This window comes from Kitasatospora sp. MAA19 (assembly GCF_029894125.1).
Lineage (GTDB): Bacteria > Actinomycetota > Actinomycetes > Streptomycetales > Streptomycetaceae > Kitasatospora.
Map to the genome: position 1 here is coordinate 15,704 of NZ_JARXYZ010000005.1, position 21,750 is coordinate 37,453.

Consider the following 21,750-nt stretch of genomic DNA (forward strand, 5'->3'; position numbering starts at 1 on the left):
GCCCCCGGCCGCCGCGTCACCCAAAACCCCAGGTCAGAGACCTGAATGACGCTGATGACGCAGTGACGCAGAAATCCGCACCTAGGACACACGCCCACCGCGAGAAGCCCGCCATCGCCCAGGGAGCACACGTGACCACGATCCCGCCCCTCGTTCTGGAAGTCCCCGAAGTCATGACGGCCCTGCGCATGAGCCGCAGCAAGGTCTATGACCTCATCCGCGCCAAGAAGCTCGAAAGCTTCACGGAAGGCCGTCTCCGCCGCATCCCCGTCACCGCCCTGCACGACTACCTGCGCACCAAGAAGGAAGAGAACGCCTAATGACCAAGCGAAACCCGAACGGCGCCGGCACCGTGACCAAGCGCAAGGACGGCCGGTACCAGGCTGCCGTCTACGTCCCGCAGCCCGACGGCACGTGGGCCCGCAAGTTCGTCTATGGCAAGACCTGGGACGAGTGCGACGGCAAGCGCAAGGAGTTGGTGGAACGCGCCAAGCAGGGCATTGCCACCCCGACCCGGTCGGCGAAGCTCTCCGAGTGGCTGCCGTACTGGCTGGAGCACTTCATCAAGCCCCAGCGGAAGAAGACCACACAGGCCAAGTACGAGACGCACGTGCGCCTCTACCTCATCCCGCTGCTCGGCTCGAAGGGGCTGGAGTCGCTGAGCCCGCGCGACGTACGGACGTTCCTGGCGAAGGTCACCAAGCAGTCCAGCGCCGCCACCGCGAAGGAGTCGCACCGAGTGCTCCGCTCGGCTCTGAGCGCCGCGTGCCGGGACGAGCTGATCGTGCGGAACGTCGCGATGCTCGTCCCGCCGCCCCGGGTGACGAGCCGTGAGATCACGCCGTGGACGCTCGGCCAGACGCTCGCCTTTCTCTCGGCCGCCCGCACCGATCCGCTCTACGCCGCGTTCGTGCTGGCCATCGCGCTCGGCATGCGGCGTGGGGAGATCGTCGGTCTGCGCTGGTCGTGGCTGGACCTGGAGAGCCGGGTCGTATGGGTGGGCCGACAGCTCCAGCGGGTCGGCGGTGAGCTGTACGAGGACACCACCAAGAACAGCAAGCGCCGCCCCGTGCCACTCCCCCGGATCTGCGTGGCAGCCCTGCGCTGGCACCGGATGCGACAGGACGAGGCCCGGCGCGCGGCCGGGGCGAAGTGGGAAGAGACCGGGTACGTCTTCACCACCCGAACCGGCCGGCCGATCGAGCCGACCAACCTCTACCGCTCGTTCGTCCGGGTGTCCAAGGCCGCCGACGTCCCCGTGATCCGGCTGCACGACGCTCGGCACGGGTGCGCGACGCTGCTCGTCGCGTGCGGGGTGCCGCCGCGGGTGGTGATGGAGATCCTCGGCCACAGCCAGATCGGGCTGACGATGAACGTCTACACCCACGTCACCCAGGACACCCAGCGGGAGGCCCTCGGCAACATGGACCGGCTGCTCAAGCGGCGCCACTGATGTCAGGCTGAGATGTCAAATGCCCCGGACCATGATCGGTCCGGGGCATTTTGGCTGGTGGGCGCGGACGGTTTTGAACCGCCGACATCTGCTTTGTAAGAGCAGCGCTCTACCACTGAGCTACGCGCCCCCGTCGCGGCCCGGTGGGGGCACGACGACTGCCTAGGGTACCTGGTCCCGGGGGGTGGTGTGGTGTCGGTGGCCGGGGAGTGGGACGGGTGGGGTGCCGGTGGGGTGGGGTGATCGGGAAGAATGGGGGCGGATCAGCGGGTCGGAGCAGGGAGCGCGCAGTGACGGTGGCCGGCGGGAGCGGGCGGGGGTGGCGTCGGGCGGGGGGTGCGCTGGCCGACGCGCTGGTGGTGCCGGTGGTGCTGGCGGGTGCACTGGGCACGGTTGCGCTGGCCTCCGCCGGGAGCGGCGGTTGGTGGGGCCGGCGCGGCGGGGAGGGTGTGCGGGCGGACGCCAAGGCGGCCCGGGACGCCGCGCAGGAGGCGTTCTACGAGCTGGACTCGACGCAGCGCGAGGTGCAGTTGGCGGTGGAGACCGTCCGGGCGGCCGAGGACGAGGCGACGGCACGGCGGGTGCTGGCCGACCTGGAGGCGATCTCCGGCCGGGTGGACCAGGTCACCGTGAACTACCTGGGTGCGCTGGACGCGTACAACCTGGACGACGAGGCGCTGGACGCCGGCGCGGCCACGCGGGCCCGGCGGCAGCTGGAGGACGTGAAGGGGCAGCTGGGCTCGGCCCGGGCGGAGCTGAACGACTTCCTTCAGCGGCTGCAGCCCGTCCTGCAACGCGCCGAGCAGCAGCTGATGCGGGTCACCCCCGCCGTCGAGCAGGCGAAGCGCGCGCTGCTCCAGGCGAGCAACGCGCTGGACGCGGTGCGCGGCGCCGGGCTGCGGGCGGACGACCTGGCGGCCCGGCTGGCCGAACTGGCACCGGAACTCGGGCTGCTGAACGAGGGGCCGGCCCGGCACGGGGTGGCCCCGACGCTGCGGCGCGCGGACGAGGTGAAGCAGCGCGCGGAGGCGATCGCGGCCGACGCCGGGCAGCTGCCGGAGCGGGCGCGGGAGATCGACCGGCGGGTGGCGAGCCTGCGGACCCGGATCCAGGCGCTGGAGACCAAGGCGGCGACGGTCGAGCCGGCGCTGAGCGAACTGCGCCGCCGGTTCAGCGCGGCCTGCTGGCAGGACCTCCAGCGGGTGTCGGCGCAGGTCGCGGAAACCGGCCGGGCGGCGGAGCGGAAGCTGGCCGAGGCCGCCCGGGCCCGGGACGAGCAGCGCTGGGCGGACGCAACGGGCGCGATCGGTACGGTGCGCGCGCTGCTGGACACGGCGGACGGGTCGGTGGTCGCGGTGAACGACCGCCTGCGGCAGCTGAACGAGGTGCAGCACGACCCGAACCGGGAGGTCGAGCGGGCCCGGTTCGCCCTGCGCGACGCGCAGCGGCTGGCGATGGCGGGCCGCAGCGCGCCGGACCCGCGGCACGCCGCCCCGCTGGACGAGGCGGTGGCGCGGCTGGACCGGGCGGTGGCCACCCTGGACGCGGCCGGCTGGCACCCCGACTACTGGCACTTCCTGACCGAGCTGGCGGGCGTGCGGGAGACGGCGGCGCGGGTGATCGGGCTGATCCGCGGCGATCTGGGCGGGCCCCGGTGAGCACAGTGGACAAACTGCGGTGAACAAGGTGAACAAGCTGCGGTGAGCAAGGTGAACAAGCCGCGGTAACCGGCCGCCGGACGGCCTGGGTACCCTGCCGGTATGCCACGCTACGACTTCCGCTGCCGCACCTGCGACGCCACCTTCGAGCTCCGCCGCCCGATGGCGCAGGCCGGCGCCCCCGCCGTCTGCCCGCAGGGCCACGAGGACACCGTGAAGCTGCTGTCCGCCGTCGCCGTCACCGGCTCCGCTTCCGGCGGTGCCCCGCAGCAGGCCCCCTCCGGCGGCGGGGGCGGCTGCTGCGGCGGCGGCTGCTGCAGCTAGGGCCGGGGGCACCCGACCGCGGCTAGGACGCGACCGGGGTCGCGGCCACCCGGGCCAGGAACCGTCGGACGATCTCCTCCCCCGCCGCCACCCCCACCTCGTCCAGGGCGGTGACGCCGGGGGCGGTCCACCCGCCGTCGGCGAGTTCGCCGTGCCCGGGCCGCCAGGCGGCGTCGGCGGCGAGCAGCAGGTCGGCGTCGAGCAGCGAGTCGCCGGCCGCGAGCACCGTGGTCGCGCCGGAGCGCCGGACGGCTTCCGCCAGTGCGGCGCTCTTGCTGAGCGGCGCGGGCACGGCGTAGACCTTGCGGCCCTGGAGGGAGACCGTCCAGCCGCGTTCGGCGCACCAGCCGGTGAGTTCGTCGAGCCAGCCACTGGGCAGTTCGGCGCGCTCGACGACGAGGTAGGCGAACAGGCCGTCGGCGACGCGGCGCTTGTGCGTCCACTCCGGGTCGGCGCTCAGCGCGAGCTGCCGGACGACCTCCTCCAACGGGGCCGCGCCGGCGGCGATCCGCGCGGTGATCTCGGCGCGCCAGTCCGGGTCGGGCACGCCGTCGACGAGCAGGTGCCCGCCGTTGCCGCAGATCGCGTACGCGGGGACCCAACCGGGCGTCGGGCCGGGCAGGTTGATCCGCTCGTACTGGGCGAGGGTGCGGGTGGTGGCGGGGACGAAACAGGCCTGGCGGACGAGGTCGACGAGCAGCGCGGCGGCTTGCTCGGTCATGAAGGAGAGCGCCTTCCCCTCGTGCACCTCGACCGAGAGCAGCCGGGGCGCGAGCCGGTCGGGGACGTCCAGGGCGAGGGCCCGGTTGGAGTAGACGAGCGTGCGGTCGAGGTCGCTGGCCACGAGAACATCCGGGTGCATCAGGACTCCTTCACCAGAACGGCCGTACCGGATGCGCCGGTCGCCCCTCGACTGTAACGGGGGTGGATGAGGCCGACGCACGAGTACGGCAGGCCGTCCACCTCCTCGACCCGGACGCCGCGTTGGGCGGCGAGCAGCCGGACGTGGTCGAGGTCGGCGCCGGCGCCGCGCCGGGCGAGGATCCGCCAGGGGACGCGGCGCAGCAGGACCCGGGTGGTCTCGCCGACGCCGGGTTTGACCAGGTTGACGCTGTCGATGCCGTACTCCGTGCTGATCCGCTCGACGGTGGCCCAGCCGGCCCAGTCGGGCGTGCGGTCCGGGTCGGCGGACAGCCGGCCGGCGGCGGCGACCGCCTCCGCGCGGACGGCGGCGAAGTGGTCGGCCACGGTGTCGAGGAACGCGGCGGAGGCGTCGCCGCCGGCCAGTTCGGCGTAGTGCTTGGCGCCGTGGAAGTCGTCCGGGCCGATCAGGCCGGGCCGCAGCACGGTGCGCGAAATCAGGCCGGAGACCGTGGAGTTGAGGCAGGCGGAGGGGATCAGGAAGTCGTCCCGGGTGCCGTAGGTGCGCACGCAGCGGCCGGGGTCGGCGAGGACGGCGAGGTCCGGATCGAAACCAGTACCGGCCAGGGCGTCGGCGAGTTCGCGGGTGATCGCGCCCTTGCCGGTCCAGCCGTCGACGAACACCACGTCGCCGGCGTGGTGATGGGCGGCCAGGTAGCGCAGGGCGACCGGGTCGATGCCACGGCCGCGGACGATCGAGACGGCGTAGTGCGGGGTGTCGAGGCCGTGCGCGAAGCCGAGCCAGCGGCGGATCAGGATGCCGACGGGCGTGCCGGCCCGGGCCAGCGAGGCGAGCACCAGGCCGGGGCCGCGCTCGCTCAGCAGGGTCTCGGCGACGGTGCCGACGGCGAGCGCGATCCGGCGGGCGGAGGCGCGCAGTGCCTGGTGGAACAGCTCCTGGTACTCGGGGCTGGGCTGGTACTCGACCGGCAGCGACTCCGCGTAGTGCGCGCCGCCGTTCTGGACGGCCTCCTCGCGCTCCTCGGTGGGGGCTTCGAGCGGGACGCCGGAGAGGTCCTTGAGCAGCCAGGTCACCTCGTCGGGCCGGTACGAGGAGAACTCCGGGCCGTACAGCGGGGACGGCAGGCGGACCGGCCGGTGGGAGGGCAGCACCGCGAGCACCACCTGGTCGGTGACCTGCCGCAGCTGGCCGAGCAGGGCGCGCTCGCCCTCGTGCAGGGCCGCGGTGTCGGCGACGTCGTCGACCACCAGCACGACGGCGTCGAAGCGGCGGGCCGGGTCGGTGCCGGGGGCGACGTTGTAGGCGTAGCGCTCCCGCGAGGCGTCGTCCTGCGGGTCGTCGTGGGCGGGGAAGGCGAGGCGGGTGCGGATGGCGTAGCCGGGGTCGTCCACGGCGAGGACGGGCGACCGGGTGGTGGTGGAGTAGCGGACGCGGTCGCCGCCGAGCCGCTCGGCGAGCGCGTCGGCCAGCCGCAGCGGGGCGTACATCAGCTCCTCGAAGCCGAGGACCAGCACGCGCCGCGCCGTCGCGGGTATCGCCTCGGCCAGCTGTCCGGCCAACCCGGGCAGGGCGGCGTCGAGTCGGGCGCGGTTCCGGGCGGTGAACCCGTGCCGGCCGCCGTCCGGGAGCCCGGCGGGCCAGTCCAGCTCGACCCGGACGAGCGGCGCGGGCGCCCCCGCCGGCACGGCCGGGGCGTGGGCGGGCGTGGCCTCGGCGATCAGCCGCTCGGCGCGGTCCAGGACGTCGGCGGGCAGCTCGACGGCACCGGTGGCGGTGGCCACCAGGTCGAGCCGGACGCCGAGTTCGGCGGCGGCGGCGACCAGCCGGCGGCGGTCGGCGGCGGAGCGCAGGTCGACCAGGGCGACCACGACGTAGTGGCCACGGGGGTGGCGGGCGTGCAGTTCGCGGATCGTGTTGAGGACCGTCCGGCCGGTCGAGAACTCGTCGTCGACCAGCACCAACGGGCCGTCACCGGCGAGGAGTTCGGGATCGGCGGGGAGCAGCAGGTGCGAGGTGGCGTGCGAGTGCTCCTCCTCGAAGCCGCCGACCGGGGGCACGCCGGGCACCGGGCGGCGGGTGGAGTGCAGGTACGGGGCGTCGAGGCCGTCGGCGACGCTGTGGCCGAGGCCGGTGGCCGTCTCCGCGTAGCCGAGGACGACGGCCCGCGCGGCGGCCTCGTCACCGAGCAACGCGTGGACCCGGCGGCCGAGTTCGAGCCCGGCGCCGTGGACGACCGCGGGCCGCTGCGGGACGTGCTTGCCGAGCACGGTGGAGACCAGCAGGTGGGCGCGCTTGCGGTTCTCGCGCAGGGCCAGGCCCACGAGTTCGGGGAGGCGGTCCGATCCGGTCAGGGCGATGCCGGCCCGGTCGGAGACCCACCGGCCGGTCCACGTCTGCTGTGCTGTCACTGCTGGTCCTGCCTTCGAATGGTGCGGTAGTGCGGTCTTCGGATCGGTTACGGCGTTCAGATCGGTTTCAGCGTTGAGATCGGTTACGGCGTTCAGATCGGTTACAGCGTTGAGATCGGTTACGGCGTTGAGATCGGCACGGCGACCCAACGCGGTGCAGCCCCCTCAGCCCCCTCAGCCCCCGCACAGGCAGGCCGAGAGCAGTTCCGCGAAGCTCACGTCCTCCCGGGCCACCCCGAACACCTCCGCCCGCAGCAGCACCCGCTCCGCCCAGGCACGGTGCGGCCGGGCCTCGTTCATCTTGTTGGTGTACGCCGAGCGCAGGACCCCGCCGCCGTCCTGCTCCTGCCGGAGGATGTCCCGGGCGTCGCAGTACTCCTCGTGCGTGACCACGGACAGGGCGTGCACGGCGGGGACGTGGCTGGGGTGGATGCAGGTCTTGCCGAGCAGGCCGTTGGCCCGGTCGAGTTCGACCTCCCGGATCAGCCCGTCCAGGTCGTGTTCGATGATCCGCCGGCGGACCTCCTCACCGGAGGCCAGGGCCGTCCCGGACGACTCGGCGAACGGCGTGCGGCGCAGCTGCGGCTTGAACATCCGCTCCTGCACCGGGAAGTACTCCCAGACCGGACCGGTGACGGTGTACCCCGTGCCGTCCGCCCGGCCGAGCACGTTGACCACCTCGCCGATCACCGCCGCGACCAGCGCGACGTCGTACGCGGTGAGGTCGGGCGAGCGGCGCAGGCCGTACGCGGAGCAGAGGTCGGTCACGCCGAGGCGGACGGCGAGTACCCGCTCCCGGTGCCCGGCGAGCAGTTCGGCGATGCCGAAGAGCTGTTCGCGTCTGGTCTCCAGGTGGGCGAGCTCGGGCGATTCCAGGACGGGCATGGCGAACAGCCGTCGCCCGGTGGCGGCCTCGGCGGCGGCGAGGGCGGCCAGGTACGCGCCGCCGGTCTCGGTGGTGAACTTCGGCAGGACGAAGCCGCTGAGCAGTCCGACGGCCGGGCCGAGCCGCTCGGCCAGGTCGAGGATCTGGGAGGCGGCTCGGACTCTGATGAAGAGCAGGGGGTGGCCCTGTGTGCAGTCGGTGAAATCCCTGACCAGGTCATTCAACTGCTCGACCAGGTTCCGCTCCCCCGCGTCCACCTCGTGGTCCGCGATCGCGTCCTCCAGGCAGAGCACCATCGAAACCACGCCCCGAGCAGCCTGTTTGCGGATGTCGGCGGCCAACGCGGGCCGGGTGGCGGGGCTGTAGAGGGTGCCGCCGAGGGCGGTGGCGAGCACCGCGGGCTCGCTCCGATCGGTGAACGGCCGGGGCTGTTCGAGGAAGAGGCGGCCGCGTACGTCGTCGGCGAGATGGCCGAAATGGCGCAAGGTGCTCTCCTCAGAGGATTGACGGCCACCGGTCCGTTGCCGGGGCGTGCGGCGGCGCGGGACGGCACCACGATTCAGCGGGACGACACCATGGTTAACCGGTCCACGGGGCGCGGTGGTTCCCGGACGGACGCCGGCGGACCCCCCTTCGTCCGCCCCCGGTGGGCCCTTCGATCGCCCATCGTACGGACGAATTCCGGCCGTCCGCGGTTCCTCGGCACTGAACTCCCGGAACATCCCGGAACACCGCCGTCCGGATCACGGATCCACGGGAGAAGCACCGGCAAACCCACGGATAGCGCAATTCTTGGCAAAGTCCGACCCTGTTGCGGCGGCCTCGGTCACGTTGTCCGAAGGGGTGGCGAACGGGCAGGATGGTCCGCTATGACGCACGTGATGGCCAAGGGCGCCAACATCGCACTGCCGGCGGCGGCGGTCCGTGCCGTGCTGCGCTGGAGCGCCACGCCCGGTGCGCCGGACGTGGACGCGTCCGCGCTGCTGCTCGGCGCCAACGGCAGGGTCCGTTCGGATGCCGACTTCGTCTTCTACAACCAGCCGCGACACCCCTCCGGCCTGGTGCGCCACCTGCCCAAGCAACAGACCTCCGGCGGCGCCGAGATCATCGACACGATCGAGGTCGAGCTCGCCAAGCTGCCCGCCGACGTCGACCGGGTGGTGCTGGCCGGCTCCTCCGAGGGCGGCTCCTTCCGCGCGGTGCCCGGGCTGCGCCTGATGCTCTTCGACGCCGCGACCGGCGACAGCGTGCCCGCGCTCGCCGAGTTCGCGATCTCCGACGGCGACAACGTCACCGCCCTGGTCGCGGGCGAGCTGTACCGGCGGGCCGGAGCCTGGAAGTTCCGGGCGATCGGCCAGGGCTACACCTCCGGCCTGATCGGCCTGGCCACCGACTTCGGGATCACCGTCGACGACGAGGCGGAGGCCGCCACCGCCACCGCCGACGCGGCACCGGCACCGGCACCGGCTTCGACGTCCACCCCCACCGCCGCCGTCGACCCGCGCAGCACCCCGCTGCCCGCCCCGCGCCCGACCGCCCAGCCGGAGCCCGACACCTTCACCCTGGCCCCGGCCGTCCGACAGCCCCCGCCCGCCCCCCGGTCCCAGCCGCAGCAGCAGGCCGCCACGGCCGCCGCGGGCACGGCGCCGACCCCGCCGCCGCCCCCCTCGGCGCCGCCGACCGTGACACCCCCGCCGACCGCACCGCCCACCGTGCCCCCGGCCGCGCCGCCGACCCCGCCCGCGCCCCCGGCCCACCAGCCCGGCACCGGGTACGGCTACCCCCAGCCGCAGCAGCCCCCCGGCACCGGTTACGGCTATCCGCACCAGCAGCAGCCCGGTACGGGGTACGGCTACCCGCAGCCCACCCCCCAGCCGTACCCGCAGCAGCAGGGCACCGGCTACGGCTACCCGAACCAGCAGCAGCCCGCCCCACAGCAGCAGCACCCCGGCAGCTACGGCTACCCGCACCCCGGCACCGGCCAACAGCAGCCCGCCGCACAGCAGCCCGCACAGGCGCCCACCGGCGAGGAGTTCGCCCTGCCGCCACAGGGCCCGCAGTTCCAGCCCCGCTAGCCGAAGCCGACGGGGTCGACGCGGCCAGCGGGGCCGGCGCGGCCGACCGGGCGGCCCCGCACCCCGCCGCCCGACGCCGCCCTACTCGGAGCCGCCCGACTGGCTCTTGTACCCGCGCTGCCACTGCATCCCGAACCCGTACAGCCGGTCGATGTCCGCCTGGAACCCGTTGACGTACCGCACCTCACGGCGCACCGTCAGCTGGTTGTCCCCCGCGTTCTCGATCAGCACCACCGCGCACGAGCGCGCCGCCCGGGCCCGCTCTTCCAGTTTGATCTCGATCCGCGGCCCGGTCTGCGGCACGATCGTCACCACCGCGTGGGACTGCTCGAAGGCCGGCGTGCCGTCGTAGATGTACACGAAGATCAGCAGCCGTTTGAACTTGTCCTTCTTCTCCAGGTTGACGTACATCGTCTCGCCGGACGGCGCCCCGTACTGGTCGTCGCCGCTGAGCTTGATGTACGGCGGATGCTGGAGGTCGCCGAAGTAGCCGCCGAGCGGCTGCACCACGCCGCTGCTCCCGTCGGACAGTTCGTACATGCACGCCAGGTCCAGGTCGACGTTGACCTGCTGGTTCTGCACCGAGTCCGGCTCCAGCGGGCTCAGGATGCGCGGGCTGAAGAAGCGCTTGACGCGGTCCCCCGCGCTCGGCCGGACGGCCCCGGAGCGGGTGGTCCAGTGCAGGTTGACGTAGAGGTAGCCGGTGGTGGCCGCGGCCCCGGTGATCGCGTGCTGCGGGGTCGACTTGGTGAGTATGACCTTGTGCTGACCACCGGGGTTGTCGAAGGTGTAGTTCCGCTCCCCGCGCAGGTACTCCCAGATCGAGACCATCCCGTCCCCTCCCCCTGCTCCCGTCAGGCGATCTGACGGTCCGCCGCTCCATGATCGGGCATCAGCCCGGCCGTCCGATACCCGAGCCGTCCTCTCCCCTACCCCGTGGGGCCCCCTGGCGCTCACCGGCGGGTCGATTGGCAGGAGGAAGCCGCCCTCCCGTAACATGCCGCCCCTTCGGACGCGATATCGTCTAGCCGCACAGGTGTCCCGTCCGCCCCTGCGCGGGTGCGGCGGGAATGCCGTGCGGCGACGAACGAATCGTCAGGCGATCCCGGCGCACCGGGAGCTGACCGCCTGTGTCGCCCTGTGAACCCGTCCCCTGCGGAAACCCGAGGCCCGACCCGCAATGAACCTGACCTCCATACAGCTGGTCTGGACCGTCATCGGCGGCGCAGCCCTGCTGTTCGTCGCCATCCTGCTGGCGACGCTGCGCTTCAAGAACACGAAGAAGGAAGAGGCCGGCGACTCCTGGGAGCGCAGCGAGGAGCGTCGGCGGCGCAAGGAGATGATCTACGGCATCTCCTCCTACACGCTGCTGTTCTGCTGCGCCGGTGTCGCGGCCGCGCTGTCCTTCCACGGCCTGGTGGGCTTCGGCAAGGAGAACCTGGGGCTGTCCGGCGGCTGGGAGTACCTCGTCCCGTTCGGCCTGGACGGCGCCGCGATGTTCTGCTCGGTGCTCGCCGTCCGCGAGGCCAGCCACGGCGACGCCGCGCTCGGCTCGCGCCTGCTGGTCTGGGTGTTCGCGATCGCCTCGGCCTGGTTCAACTGGGTGCACGCCCCGCGCGGCGTGTCGCACGACGGCGCCCCGCAGTTCTTCTCCGGCATGTCGATCTCGGCGGCGATCCTCTTCGACCGCGCGCTGAAGCAGACCCGCAAGGCCGCGCTGCGCGAGCAGGGGCTCGTGCCGCGCCCGCTGCCGCAGATCCGCATCGTCCGCTGGCTGCGCGCCCCGCGCGAGACCTACGCGGCCTGGTCGCTGATGCTGCTGGAGAACGTCCGCAGCCTGGACGAGGCGGTCGACGAGGTGCGCGAGGAGCGCCAGGCGAAGCTGGACGCCAAGGCGCGCGCCCGCACCGCCGACCGCCGCGAGCGGGCCGAGCTGAAGGCCATCTCCCGTCAGGGCGGCATGCTCGCCCGGGCCCGCAGCGGCCGCCAGGTGCCCGCGCTCACGGCTGCCGGAGACGGCCCGAGCGCTACGGAGCCTGCCCTAGCCGCCGGGTCGGACACCACCGCCTCGCACCAGTCCGCCCCGGGCTCGCTGGAGCCGACCTCGCTGAGCGCGCTGGACGCCGGCCGCCGCCCGCGCGCCGCCGTCGGCTCGTCGTACTCGTCGTCCTACTCCTCGTCCTCGTCCTACTCCTCGTCCGCCGACTCGGCCTCCTCGACCGCCGGAACGGCCTCGGGCTCGTCCTACCGCAGCTCGACCATCGACCTGACGGCCGACGACGACACCCTGTCGATGCCGAAGCTGGACTCGCTGGAGCGCAAGCTGCGCGCGATCGAGCAGCAGCTCGGCTGACCGCGCACACCGCGACGCGAAAACGGCCGCCCCCGGAACCCCGGAGGCGGCCGTTTTCGCATGCCCGACGGCTACCTGCCGGAACTCACCAGTTCCTGCTCGTCGTCCGCACCCTCGCGCCGGTTGCGCAGGATCGACGAACCGAGCGCCAGCCCGATGAAGGCGACGCCGATCAGGCCGGTGACGATCTCCGGGATGTGGTACTTGATCCCGACCAGCAGGATCACCGAGAGCGCGCCGATCGCGTAGTGCGCGCCGTGCTCCAGGTAGACGTAGTCGTCCAGGGTGCCCTTGCGGACCAGGAAGACGGTCAGCGAACGGATGTACATCGCGCCGATGCCCAGGCCCAGGGTGATCTGGAAGATGTCGCTGGAGATGGCGAACGCGCCGACCACGCCGTCGAAGGAGAACGAGGCGTCCAGGACCTCCAGGTAGAGGAAGAGGAAGAACGCCGCCTTGCCGCCGACCTGGAGGATCGATTTGCCGGACTTCTCCGCCTCCTCCTCGCGTTCGGCCTCGCCCTCCAGGCCCGATTCGAAGATCGAGGACAGGCCGCCGACCACGAGGTAGGTGATCAGGCCGAGGACACCCGCGAGCAGAACGGTTTCAGCGTGCTCCCCGGCGAAGAAGTTGGAGGCCAGCACCAGCACGACCAGGGCGACGACACTGGAGAAGGCGTCCAGCTTGCCGACCTTCTCCAGCGGGCGCTCGATCCAGGCCAGCCAGTTGTGGTCCTTCTCGTCGAACAGGAAGTCGAGGAAGATCATGAGCAGGAAGACGCCGCCGAAGGCCGCGATGGCGGGGTTGGCCGCCTCCAGGTACTGGCCGTAGGTCAGGCCGTCGTGCGTCTTGTCGGAGTGCAGCGCGAGGTCGATGACGGTCGCGGGGTTGAGCTTCGCGGTGAGGCCGACCACCAGCAGCGGGAAGACCAGCCGCATACCGAAGACGGCGATGAGCACGCCGACGGTCAGGAAGATCTTCTGCCAGTACGGGTTCATCCGCTTCAACACCGTGGCGTTGACCACCGCGTTGTCGAACGACAGGGAGATCTCCAGGATGGAGAGGATCAGCACGATGCCGAATCCTTGGGCCCCCCAGAGCAGTCCGGCCGCGATCAGGCCGATGACGGTGATCGCGAACGACCAGCCGAAAGTGCGGAGGAACACGGGACTTGGTTACCTTTCGGGTTTCGGGCCGTGCCGGGGGGCGGCCTCGTCCCGAGACGCCCTGACCGGGCCGCGCCCGGTCAGGTCACCCCCGCACTGCCCTCTGTTCTCATGATCGTTGGTTGGGTGCGATTGTTCTGATTTTCGCCCTTACTGTACGTTTACGCCGAAATCGAGGGCGATGCCACGCAGGCCGGAGGCGTACCCCTGGCCCACCGCGCGGAACTTCCACTCACCGGCGTAGCGGTACAGCTCGCCGAAGATCATCGCGGTCTCGCTGGACGCGTCCTCGGAGAGGTCGTAACGGGCGATCTCCTGGCCGTCGAGGGAGTTGACGACCCGGATGTAGGCGTTGCGGACCTGCCCGAAGTTCTGCAGCCGCGCCTCGGCGTCGTAGATCGACACCGCGAACACCACCTTGTCCGCCTGCGCCGGCACCAGGTCCAGGTTGACCAGGACGACCTCGTCGTCACCCGTCTCGTCGCCGCCGGTGAGGTTGTCGCCGGTGTGCTCGACCGAGCCCTCGGGGCTCTTGAGGTTGTTGTAGAAGACGAAGTACTCGTCGCCGAGCACCCGGCCGCCACCACAGATCAGGGCGCTCGCGTCGAGGTCGAACGGTGCGCCCGTGGTCGAACGGGCGGACCAGCCGAGGCCGATCTGGACCTGCGTCAGGTTCGGCGCGGCCTTGGTGAGCGAGACGTTCCCGCCCTTGGCGAGCGTGACCACCATGACTGTTCTTCCTCCCTTGCCTTCTCCCGGGGCGCGCCTACAAGGTGTAGTCCCCCGCGGCCCCGGCCGGCCCCGTTTGGCCGGCTGAACTTCCTGAACTCACATCCTCGCAGCGCACGCAGCGCGCACGAAGCCGGGGCGGCCCCGGACCGCGAAGGTCCGGGGCCGCCCCGTGCACGGCTTGCGCGCCGACGGCCCAGACGCCGACGACTCGACCGTCGACGACTCGCCGCTGCCGACTCAGGCGCCGACGCCTCGACTGCCGACGACTCAGACGTTGACGCCGAAGTCCTGGGCGATGCCCCGCAGGCCGGAGGCGTAGCCCTGGCCGATGGCTCGGAACTTCCACTCGGCGCCGTTGCGGTACAGCTCACCGAAGACCATCGCGGTCTCGGTGGAGGCGTCCTCGGAGAGGTCGTAACGGGCCAGCTCCGTGTTGTCGGCCTGGTTCAGCACGCGGATGAAGGCGTTGCGCACCTGGCCGAAGTTCTGCCCGCGGTTCTCGGCGTCGTAGATCGAGACCGGGAAGACGATCTTCTGCACGTCCGCCGGGACGCCGACCAGGTTGACCTTGATCGCTTCGTCGTCGCCCTCGCCCTCGCCGGTGCGGTTGTCACCGGTGTGCTCGACGGAGCCGTCCGGGCTCTTCAGGTTGTTGAAGAACACGAAGTTCCCGTCCGCGGCGACCTTGCCCTGGTCGTTGCAGAGCAGCGCGCTGGCGTCCAGGTCGAAGTCCGTCCCGGTGGTGGTCCGGACGTCCCAGCCCAGGCCGACGACCACGGCCACAAGACCCGGGGCCTCCTTGGTGAGCGAGACGTTTCCGCCCTTGCTCAGGCTGACACCCACTTGTCCTCCAAGAATCGGGAGGCACGCCCTGGTGCCCCCGGTGGTGCGGTTCGAGGCGCCGGCCGGCGAGCGGCTCCTGCGCCACCCGGCCAACGGACCGAGCGTAGTGCGCGGTTCCCGTCCGGATGCGCGAACGGGTCCGGCGCGGCTGTTCGAAGTTCGGCCGGATGGGGCCCGCAGCGCGGTTCCCGGGGCCGTCAGAGCGCGTCGAGGGCCTTCAGGTACTCCTGCGCGTCCCGGGCGTCCGGGAGGTCGTTGACGACGCTCCAGCGCACCACGCCCGCCGTGTCGATCACGAAGGTGCCGCGCAGGGCGCAGCCCTTCCGCTCGTCGAGGACGCCGTAGGCGCGGGCGACCTCGCCGTGCGGCCAGAAGTCGGCCAGCAGCGGGAACTCCAGGCCCTCCCGGTCGGCGAAGACCCGCTGGGTGAACTGCGAGTCGCAGGAGACGCCGAGCACCTGGACCCGGTCGTCCTGCAGCCGCGGCAGCTCCCGCTGGATCGCGCCGAGCTCGCCGGTGCAGACGCCGGTGAAGGCGAACGGGTAGAAGACCAGGACGACGTTCCGCTCGCCCCGGAAGTCGGAGAGGCGGACCGGTTCGCCGTGCTGGTTGTTGAGCTCGAAGTCCGGAGCCTCGGTGCCGACCTCGATGGCCATGGACGGGACCTTTCTGACGCGACCACGCCGCGCGGCGGCGCGGCCCGGCGCCATCCTCGCATCCGATCACCCGCGTTCCGCCGAACGGATGAGGCCCGGGCTTCCGCGCTCCATCCCTTTCGCCCTGGGCGAACGCGTCCGCACCCGGCACCGCACGCCGGAAACGACCGGGCCCCGCACGCCGGAAACGACCGGGCCCCGCCGGAGGATCCTCCGGCGGGGCCCGGTCCGGGGCTTCAGAATCCGCTCAGCGCTTGCCGCCCGGCTTGGCCGTGGACTTGGTCGCGAGCCGGGTGGCCGCCCAGTCCTTGGCGACCGCGATCGAGCTGGTCTGGGAGAGGCCCGCGGTGCGGGCCGCATCCGCGATCTCGGACGCCTCGATGTGGCCGTCGCGCCCGGTCTTGGGCGTCAGCAGCCAGATCAGACCACCCTCGGCCAGGTACTCCAGGGCGTCGACGAGGGAGTCGGTGAGGTCCCCGTCGTCGTCGCGGTGCCACAGCAGGACGGCGTCGGCGACGTCGTCGTAGTCCTCGTCGACGAGATCCGTCCCGGTGAGCTCCTCGATGCCGTCGCGGAGCTCCTGGTCAGTGTCGTCGTCGTACCCCAGCTCCTGAATGATCTGGCCCTCTTCGAAGCCGAGACGGGCCGCCGGGTTGGACTTGTCCGCGGGGTCCGCGGTCGCGCTCACGGGAATAACCTCCAGTATTCGGCTCGGCGTCCATGCCGAGGCTGTGGCCGTAGTCCACACGGGCGCGGCGGTTCGCGCAAGTACCCGACCCCCGATCCCCCCCAAAGGTTGACGTGTCGCACCGGGACACGCCGTCCGGACGTGTCGGGAATCACACCGATTTGCCCTTCTCTGTGTAGGACAACGATGCTTCGGGTGGTCCCGGCCCACAGGCCGTACGCGTGCCCGAGATGCGAACGGCATTCGGGTCCGCGCGTACGCGGGCGTAGAGTCTCCTGTTGGCCCTCACCCCGGCCGCCCGCCATCGGGCGGACGGGAAACCAGGTCGGACCACCTCTGTTCGTAACACCCGGGGGTGTGCGGGGCGGGCGAAGACGCCCGGACCGCGCACCACCAGACCGTCCCGCCCACCAGGCGGAACGGTTACCGATCGGTAGAGATGACGGATCTCCGAGCGCGGTAGCACGATGGAGGCGGCGCGACACACCTCAGTTTCGACCGACAGTGAAGGAACAGCGTGGCTTCCGGATCCGATCGCAACCCGATCATCATTGGCGGCCTTCCGAGTCAGGTCCCGGACTTCGATCCCGAGGAGACCGCGGAATGGCTGGAGTCGCTTGACGCGGCCATCGACGAGCGGGGGCGCGAGCGTGCCCGCTACCTGATGCTCCGCCTGATCGAGCGCGCCCGCGAGAAGCGTGTCGCCGTGCCCGAGATGCGCAGCACGGACTACGTCAACACCATCGCGACCAAGGACGAGCCGTTCTTCCCCGGCAACGAGGAGATCGAGCGGAAGATCCTCAACGCGACCCGTTGGAACGCGGCCGTCATGGTTTCCCGGGCGCAGCGCCCGGGCATCGGCGTGGGCGGCCACATCGCCACCTTCGCCTCCTCCGCGTCGCTGTACGACGTCGGCTTCAACTACTTCTTCCGCGGCAAGGACGCCGAGGGCGAGTCCGGCGACCAGATCTTCTTCCAGGGCCATGCCTCCCCCGGCATCTACGCGCGCGCGTTCCTGCTGGACCGACTGTCCGAGCGGCAGCTCGACGCGTTCCGCCAGGAGAAGTCGAAGGCCCCGTACGGCCTGTCCAGCTACCCGCACCCGCGGCTGATGCCGGACTTCTGGGAGTTCCCGACCGTCTCGATGGGCCTCGGCCCGCTCGGCGCGATCTACCAGGCCCGGATGAACCGCTATCTGGAGCACCGCGGGATCAAGGACACCTCCGACTCGCACGTCTACGCCTTCCTCGGCGACGGCGAGATGGACGAGCCGGAGTCGCTGGGCCAGCTGTCGCTGGCCGCCCGTGAGGGCCTGGACAACCTGACCTTCGTGGTCAACTGCAACCTGCAGCGCCTGGACGGCCCGGTCCGCGGCAACGGCAAGATCATCCAGGAGCTGGAGTCCCAGTTCCGGGGCGCCGGCTGGAACGTGATCAAGCTGGTCTGGGACCGCAGCTGGGACCCGCTGCTCGCGCAGGACCGCGACGGCGTCCTGGTCAACAAGCTGAACACCACGGTGGACGGCCAGTTCCAGACCTACGCCACCGAGACCGGCCAGTACATCCGCGAGCACTTCTTCGGCAGCGACCTGCGCCTGCGCAAGATGGTCGAGAGCATGACCGACCAGCAGATCCAGCACCTGGGTCGCGGCGGTCACGACCACAAGAAGATCTACGCGGCGTTCAAGGCGGCCCGCGAGCACCAGGGCCAGCCGACGGTCATCCTGGCCCAGACGGTCAAGGGCTGGACGCTCGGCCCCAACTTCGAGGGCCGCAACGCCACCCACCAGATGAAGAAGCTGACGGTCGAGGACCTGAAGCGCTTCCGCGACCGGCTGCACCTGCCGATCACGGACAAGCAGCTCGACGAGGGCTACCCGCCCTACTACCACCCGGGCCGCGACTCCGAAGAGATCCAGTACATGCACGACCGCCGCAGCGAGCTGGGCGGCTACGTGCCGACCCGCAAGGTGCGCCCGCGTCAGCTGGAACTGCCCGGCGACGACGCGTACAAGGCGGTCAAGAAGGGGTCCGGCAACCAGACCATCGCCACCACCATGGCGTTCGTCCGGGTGCTCAAGGACCTCATGCGGGACAAGGGCATCGGCAACCGCTTCGTGCCGATCGCGCCCGACGAGTACCGCACCTTCGGCATGGACTCGCTGTTCCCGTCGGCGAAGATCTACAACCCGCTCGGCCAGACCTACGAGTCGGTCGACCGCGATCTGCTGCTGGCCTACAAGGAGTCGCCGACCGGGCAGATGCTGCACGACGGCATCTCCGAGGCCGGCTGCACCGCCTCGCTGATCGCCGCCGGCTCGTCCTACGCCACCCACGGCGAGCCGCTGATCCCGGTGTACGTCTTCTACTCGATGTTCGGGTTCCAGCGCACCGGCGACCAGTTCTGGCAGATGGCCGACCAGCTGGCCCGCGGCTTCGTGATCGGCGCCACCGCCGGCCGCACCACGCTGACCGGTGAGGGCCTGCAGCACGCCGACGGCCACTCGCACCTGCTGGCCTCGACCAACCCCGGCGTCGTCGCGTACGACCCGGCGTACGGCTTCGAGATCGCGCACATCGTCCAGGACGGTCTGCGGCGGATGTACGGCTCCAGCGAGCAGTACCCGCACGGTGAAGACGTGTTCTACTACATGACCGTCTACAACGAGCCGATCAAGATGCCGGCCGAGCCCGAGAACGTCGACGTCGAGGGCATCCTCAAGGGTCTGCACCGGTACGCGCCGGGCACCGCCGGCCAGATCCCGGCCCAGATCCTCGCCTCCGGCGTGGCCGTGCCGTGGGCCCTGGAGGCCCAGCGCATCCTCGCCGAGGAGTGGAACGTCAAGGCCGACGTCTGGTCCGCGACCTCCTGGAACGAGCTGCGCCGCGACGCGGTGGAGGCCGAGGAGTTCAACCTGCTGCACCCCGAGGAGCAGCAGCGCGTGCCGTACGTCACCCAGAAGCTCCAGGGCGCCGAGGGCCCGGTCGTCGCCGTGTCCGACTGGATGCGCGCGGTGCCGGACCAGATCGCCCGCTGGGTGCCGGGCCAGTACCAGTCGCTGGGCGCCGACGGCTTCGGCTTCGCCGACACCCGCGGTGCGGCCCGTCGCTTCTTCCACATCGACGCGCAGTCGGTCGTCCTGGGGGTGCTCACCGAGCTCGCCAAGCAGGGCAAGGTCGACCGCAGCGCGCTGAAGGACGCGATCGACCGCTACCAGCTGCTCGACGTGACCGCGGCCGACCCGGGTGCCGCCGGCGGCGACGCCTGATCACCCGCTGGACCCTGAAGGGCCGGGCCTCCGCACGGAGGCCCGGTCCTTCGGCGTTCCCACCCCTGTGCCTCGGCCCGCACAGCGGTGTCAAGCCCTAGTCTCGTCCCCATGACGAACGAGATCGCACCCGGGAACCCCGGTCGAGGGCACCCCGAACCCACCGACGGCGGAACCGAGTTCAACCGAGAGGTGATCGCCGAGTTCCGGGCGAACGGCGGTGTCGTCGGCGGCGAGCTCACCGGCCGGCCGGTGCTGCTGCTCACCGTCCGCGGCGCCCGCAGCGGCGAGCCGCGCACCACGCCGCTGGTCTACCTGCCGGACGGCGAGCGGCTGGTGGTCTTCGCCAGCAACGGCGGCAGCCCGAAGGACCCGCTCTGGTACCGCAACCTGCTGGCCCACCCCGAGGTCACCGTCGAGGTCGGCACCGACCGCTACCCCGCGCTGGCCGCCCCGGTCGCGCCGGAAGACCACGAGGCGCTGTGGGCCCGTCAGATCGCCACCGCGCCGCTGTTCGCCGACTACCGCGCCGGGGCCGGCCGGACGATTCCGCTGGTCGCCCTGGCTCGGGTCTGACCCCGGGCGGCGGACGAGGACGCACGGCGGCCCCGGACTCCGCCGAGTCCGGGGCCGCTGGTGTGGGCGGGGATCAGATGTGGACGGCCGGGCCCGCGTCGACGGCGCCGCGGCGGGTGAGCAGGCCGAGCACGGCGGCGGCGAAGGCCACCACGGCGGCGACCGCGAAGGCGAGCGACATGCCGCTGACGAAGGAGTCGTGCACGGCACCGGCCATCGCGTCCACCGCCTGCTGCGGGGTGCCGGCCGGGGCCGGCGGGGCGATGCCGAGCTGCGCGGCCTGCTTGAGGCCCTCCGCGTCCGCGCCCTGGACCGGCGGCAGGCCGGCCTTGGCCCAGTTGCCGGGCAGCACGTCGGTGACCTTGGCGGCCATCAGCGCGCCGAGCACCGCGGTGCCGAGGCTGCCGCCGACCTGCATCGCGGCCTGCTGCAGGCCGCCGGCCACCCCGGACAGCTCCAGCGGGGCGTTGCCGACGATCACCTCGGTGGCGCCGACCATGACCGGGCTGATGCCCAGGCCCATCAGGATGAACCAGAGCGACATCACGCCGGTGCCGGAGCCCGCGTCCAGGGTGGACATGCCGAACATCGCGGCGGTGGTGATCAGCATGCCGGCCACGATCGGGATCCGCGGGCCGAGCTTGCCGATCGCGATGCCCGCCACCGGCGAGCCGACGATCATCATGCCGGTCATCGGCAGCAGGTGGACGCCGGCCGAAACCGGCGACATCCCGTGCACGTTCTGCAGGTAGAAGGTCACGAAGAAGATCGCGCCGAAGAACGCGAAGGCCATCAGCACCATCAGCAGGGTGCCCGCCGACAGCGGCACCGAACGGAACAGGCTGAGCGGGATCAGCGGCTCCTTCGCCCGGGCCTGCCAGAACGCGAAGAGCACCATCAGGACCACCGCGCCGCCCAGGAACAGCAGCGTGCGGGCGTCGCCCCAGCCCCACTCGGGGGCCTTGATGATGCCGAAGACCAGCGCGAACATCGCCACCGAGAGCAGCACGATGCCGGGCACGTCGAAGGACTTGGCGGCCTTCTCGGCCCGGACGTCCTTGAGGATCCACAGGCCCAGGCCGAGCGCGATCAGGCCGACCGGGATGTTGATGAAGAAGACCGACTCCCAGTTGACGTGCTCGACCAGCAGGCCGCCGACGATCGGGCCGGCCGCGGTGGACGCGCCGATCACGCCGCCCCAGATGCCGATCGCCATGTTGAGCTTCTCGGCCGGGAAGGCGCCGCGCAGCAGGCCGAGCGCGGCCGGCTGGAGCAGCGCGCCGAACAGGCCCTGGAGCACCCGGAAGGCGATCACGGTCTGGATGTTGCCGGCGAAGCCGATCGCGGCCGAGGTGGCGGCGAAGCCGACGGCGCCGACCAGGAAGGTGTTCTTGTGCCCGAACCGGTCGCCGATCTTGCCGGCCGTGATCAGGAAGACCGCCAGGGCCAGCAGGTAGCCGCTGGTCACCCACTGGATCTCGGAGGGCGCCGCCTTCAGGTCCGCCTGGATGACCGGGTTGGCGATGGCGACGATCGTGCCGTCCAGGGCGACCATCATGACGCCGACCGCGACGGTCAGCAGGGTCAGCCAGGGGTGCCCCTTGAGCCCTCCCCCGCCCGGTGGCGTGCGCTGCGGCGGGACGTCCGCCTTGGCGTTCTTGACGACGGACTGGCTCATCTGGGGCCCTCCGGGGGCGTGACAGAGAACGAAACGTGGGAGTGGCGCCGCGGCCCACCCGTCCCCACGAGTGCCCGGCCGGCGAGCGCCACTTCCGGCAGAT

At 71.6% G+C, this 21,750-nt stretch carries 18 protein-coding genes and 1 tRNA gene; 8 read left to right on the plus strand and 11 right to left on the minus strand.

Translation table 11 applies throughout. The features are described from left to right. Positions 1-131 precede the first annotated feature (131 nt). Together P3T27_RS10225 and P3T27_RS10230 are read left to right on the plus strand one after the other, a co-directional pair. Complete coding sequence (locus P3T27_RS10225) at positions 132-320, plus strand: helix-turn-helix domain-containing protein (RefSeq protein WP_280676695.1); 189 nt, start codon at positions 132-134, stop codon at positions 318-320. Beyond that, complete coding sequence (locus tag P3T27_RS10230; protein ID WP_280676697.1) at positions 320-1,453, plus strand: site-specific integrase; 1,134 nt, start codon at positions 320-322, stop codon at positions 1,451-1,453. Before P3T27_RS10225 ends, P3T27_RS10230 begins: the two co-directional genes overlap by 1 nt. A 55-nt stretch (positions 1,454-1,508) precedes the next feature. Here P3T27_RS10230 and P3T27_RS10235 read toward each other — a convergent pair. Continuing rightward, positions 1,509-1,583 (minus strand) — tRNA-Val (locus P3T27_RS10235). Positions 1,584-1,749: 166 nt separating this feature from the next. On the opposite strand from P3T27_RS10235, the gene P3T27_RS10240 reads away from it, so the two are divergent. After that, entirely contained in the window at positions 1,750-3,111 is a 1,362-nt protein-coding gene (locus tag P3T27_RS10240; protein WP_280677214.1) for a hypothetical protein, read from the plus strand. A gap of 102 nt (positions 3,112-3,213) precedes the next feature. Further along, positions 3,214-3,435 (plus strand): zinc ribbon domain-containing protein, encoded by a 222-nt coding sequence (locus tag P3T27_RS10245; RefSeq protein ID WP_280676698.1) that lies wholly within the window; start codon positions 3,214-3,216, stop codon positions 3,433-3,435. A 22-nt stretch (positions 3,436-3,457) separates the two neighbouring features. Here P3T27_RS10245 and P3T27_RS10250 read toward each other — a convergent pair whose 3' ends face one another. The 3 genes from P3T27_RS10250 to P3T27_RS10260 form a co-directional block, all read right to left on the minus strand. Continuing rightward, positions 3,458-4,297 (minus strand): HAD family hydrolase, encoded by an 840-nt coding sequence (locus P3T27_RS10250; protein ID WP_280676700.1) that lies wholly within the window; start codon positions 4,295-4,297, stop codon positions 3,458-3,460. Continuing rightward, entirely contained in the window at positions 4,297-6,726 is a 2,430-nt protein-coding gene (locus tag P3T27_RS10255; RefSeq protein WP_280676702.1) for a phosphoribosyltransferase, read from the minus strand. The genes P3T27_RS10250 and P3T27_RS10255 overlap by 1 nt, the downstream gene beginning before the upstream one ends. Positions 6,727-6,900: 174 nt before the next feature. Continuing rightward, the gene (locus P3T27_RS10260; protein WP_280676704.1) at positions 6,901-8,097 is read right to left on the minus strand and encodes an HpcH/HpaI aldolase/citrate lyase family protein; all 1,197 of its coding nucleotides are present in this window, start codon (positions 8,095-8,097) and stop codon (positions 6,901-6,903) included. Positions 8,098-8,481: 384 nt separating this feature from the next. Between P3T27_RS10260 and P3T27_RS10265 the strand changes: the two genes are divergently transcribed. Further along, complete coding sequence (locus tag P3T27_RS10265) at positions 8,482-9,687, plus strand: TerD family protein (RefSeq protein WP_280676706.1); 1,206 nt, start codon at positions 8,482-8,484, stop codon at positions 9,685-9,687. A gap of 81 nt (positions 9,688-9,768) precedes the next feature. Here the strand turns inward: P3T27_RS10265 and P3T27_RS10270 are convergent, their stop codons facing one another. Beyond that, positions 9,769-10,518, minus strand: a complete 750-nt coding sequence (locus P3T27_RS10270; RefSeq protein ID WP_280676708.1) for a Tellurium resistance — start codon at positions 10,516-10,518, stop codon at positions 9,769-9,771. 349 nt (positions 10,519-10,867) lie between these two features. Between P3T27_RS10270 and P3T27_RS10275 the strand changes: the two genes are divergently transcribed. Then, positions 10,868-12,040, plus strand: a complete 1,173-nt coding sequence (locus P3T27_RS10275) for a DUF2637 domain-containing protein (protein ID WP_280676710.1) — start codon at positions 10,868-10,870, stop codon at positions 12,038-12,040. A 71-nt stretch (positions 12,041-12,111) separates the two neighbouring features. Here the strand turns inward: P3T27_RS10275 and P3T27_RS10280 are convergent, their stop codons facing one another. The 5 genes from P3T27_RS10280 to P3T27_RS10300 form a co-directional block, all read right to left on the minus strand. Next, a complete protein-coding gene (locus P3T27_RS10280; RefSeq protein ID WP_280676712.1) occupies positions 12,112-13,206 on the minus strand; it encodes a DUF475 domain-containing protein in 1,095 nt (364 codons plus the stop codon). 150 nt (positions 13,207-13,356) lie between these two features. Beyond that, the gene (locus P3T27_RS10285; RefSeq protein WP_280676714.1) at positions 13,357-13,935 is read right to left on the minus strand and encodes a TerD family protein; all 579 of its coding nucleotides are present in this window, start codon (positions 13,933-13,935) and stop codon (positions 13,357-13,359) included. Positions 13,936-14,205: 270 nt separating this feature from the next. Further along, positions 14,206-14,781 carry a TerD family protein gene (locus tag P3T27_RS10290; protein WP_280676716.1) on the minus strand — a complete coding sequence of 192 codons (576 nt, stop codon included), beginning with the start codon at positions 14,779-14,781 and terminating at the stop codon, positions 14,206-14,208. A gap of 197 nt (positions 14,782-14,978) precedes the next feature. Further along, positions 14,979-15,437 carry a peroxiredoxin gene (locus P3T27_RS10295; protein WP_280676718.1) on the minus strand — a complete coding sequence of 153 codons (459 nt, stop codon included), beginning with the start codon at positions 15,435-15,437 and terminating at the stop codon, positions 14,979-14,981. Positions 15,438-15,684: 247 nt separating this feature from the next. Continuing rightward, positions 15,685-16,125, minus strand: a complete 441-nt coding sequence (locus P3T27_RS10300) for a DUF3052 domain-containing protein (protein ID WP_280676720.1) — start codon at positions 16,123-16,125, stop codon at positions 15,685-15,687. A 517-nt stretch (positions 16,126-16,642) separates the two neighbouring features. On the opposite strand from P3T27_RS10300, the gene aceE reads away from it, so the two are divergent. Together aceE and P3T27_RS10310 are read left to right on the plus strand one after the other, a co-directional pair. Beyond that, positions 16,643-19,393: a pyruvate dehydrogenase (acetyl-transferring), homodimeric type gene (gene aceE, locus P3T27_RS10305; protein ID WP_280676722.1), complete on the plus strand. Its 2,751-nt coding sequence runs from the start codon at positions 16,643-16,645 to the stop codon at positions 19,391-19,393. 111 nt (positions 19,394-19,504) lie between these two features. After that, the gene (locus P3T27_RS10310; RefSeq protein WP_280676724.1) at positions 19,505-19,969 is read left to right on the plus strand and encodes a nitroreductase family deazaflavin-dependent oxidoreductase; all 465 of its coding nucleotides are present in this window, start codon (positions 19,505-19,507) and stop codon (positions 19,967-19,969) included. A gap of 73 nt (positions 19,970-20,042) precedes the next feature. On the opposite strand, the gene P3T27_RS10315 is transcribed toward P3T27_RS10310, so the two are convergent. Then, a complete protein-coding gene (locus P3T27_RS10315; RefSeq protein ID WP_280676726.1) occupies positions 20,043-21,647 on the minus strand; it encodes an MFS transporter in 1,605 nt (534 codons plus the stop codon). Positions 21,648-21,750: the final 103 nt, after the last annotated feature.

Bases quoted from the DNA above. Each gene is read 5' to 3' on its own strand.
- P3T27_RS10310 (WP_280676724.1), top strand. From the start codon at position 19,505: ATGACGAACGAGATCGCACCCGGGAACCCCGGTCGAGGGCACCCCGAA.
- P3T27_RS10270 (WP_280676708.1), bottom strand. From the start codon at position 10,518: ATGGTCTCGATCTGGGAGTACCTGCGCGGGGAGCGGAACTACACCTTC.
- P3T27_RS10295 (WP_280676718.1), bottom strand. From the start codon at position 15,437: ATGGCCATCGAGGTCGGCACCGAGGCTCCGGACTTCGAGCTCAACAAC.
- P3T27_RS10230 (WP_280676697.1), top strand. From the start codon at position 320: ATGACCAAGCGAAACCCGAACGGCGCCGGCACCGTGACCAAGCGCAAG.
- P3T27_RS10315 (WP_280676726.1), bottom strand. From the start codon at position 21,647: ATGAGCCAGTCCGTCGTCAAGAACGCCAAGGCGGACGTCCCGCCGCAG.
- P3T27_RS10275 (WP_280676710.1), top strand. From the start codon at position 10,868: ATGAACCTGACCTCCATACAGCTGGTCTGGACCGTCATCGGCGGCGCA.
- P3T27_RS10245 (WP_280676698.1), top strand. From the start codon at position 3,214: ATGCCACGCTACGACTTCCGCTGCCGCACCTGCGACGCCACCTTCGAG.
- P3T27_RS10250 (WP_280676700.1), bottom strand. From the start codon at position 4,297: ATGCACCCGGATGTTCTCGTGGCCAGCGACCTCGACCGCACGCTCGTC.
- P3T27_RS10265 (WP_280676706.1), top strand. From the start codon at position 8,482: ATGACGCACGTGATGGCCAAGGGCGCCAACATCGCACTGCCGGCGGCG.
- P3T27_RS10285 (WP_280676714.1), bottom strand. From the start codon at position 13,935: ATGGTGGTCACGCTCGCCAAGGGCGGGAACGTCTCGCTCACCAAGGCC.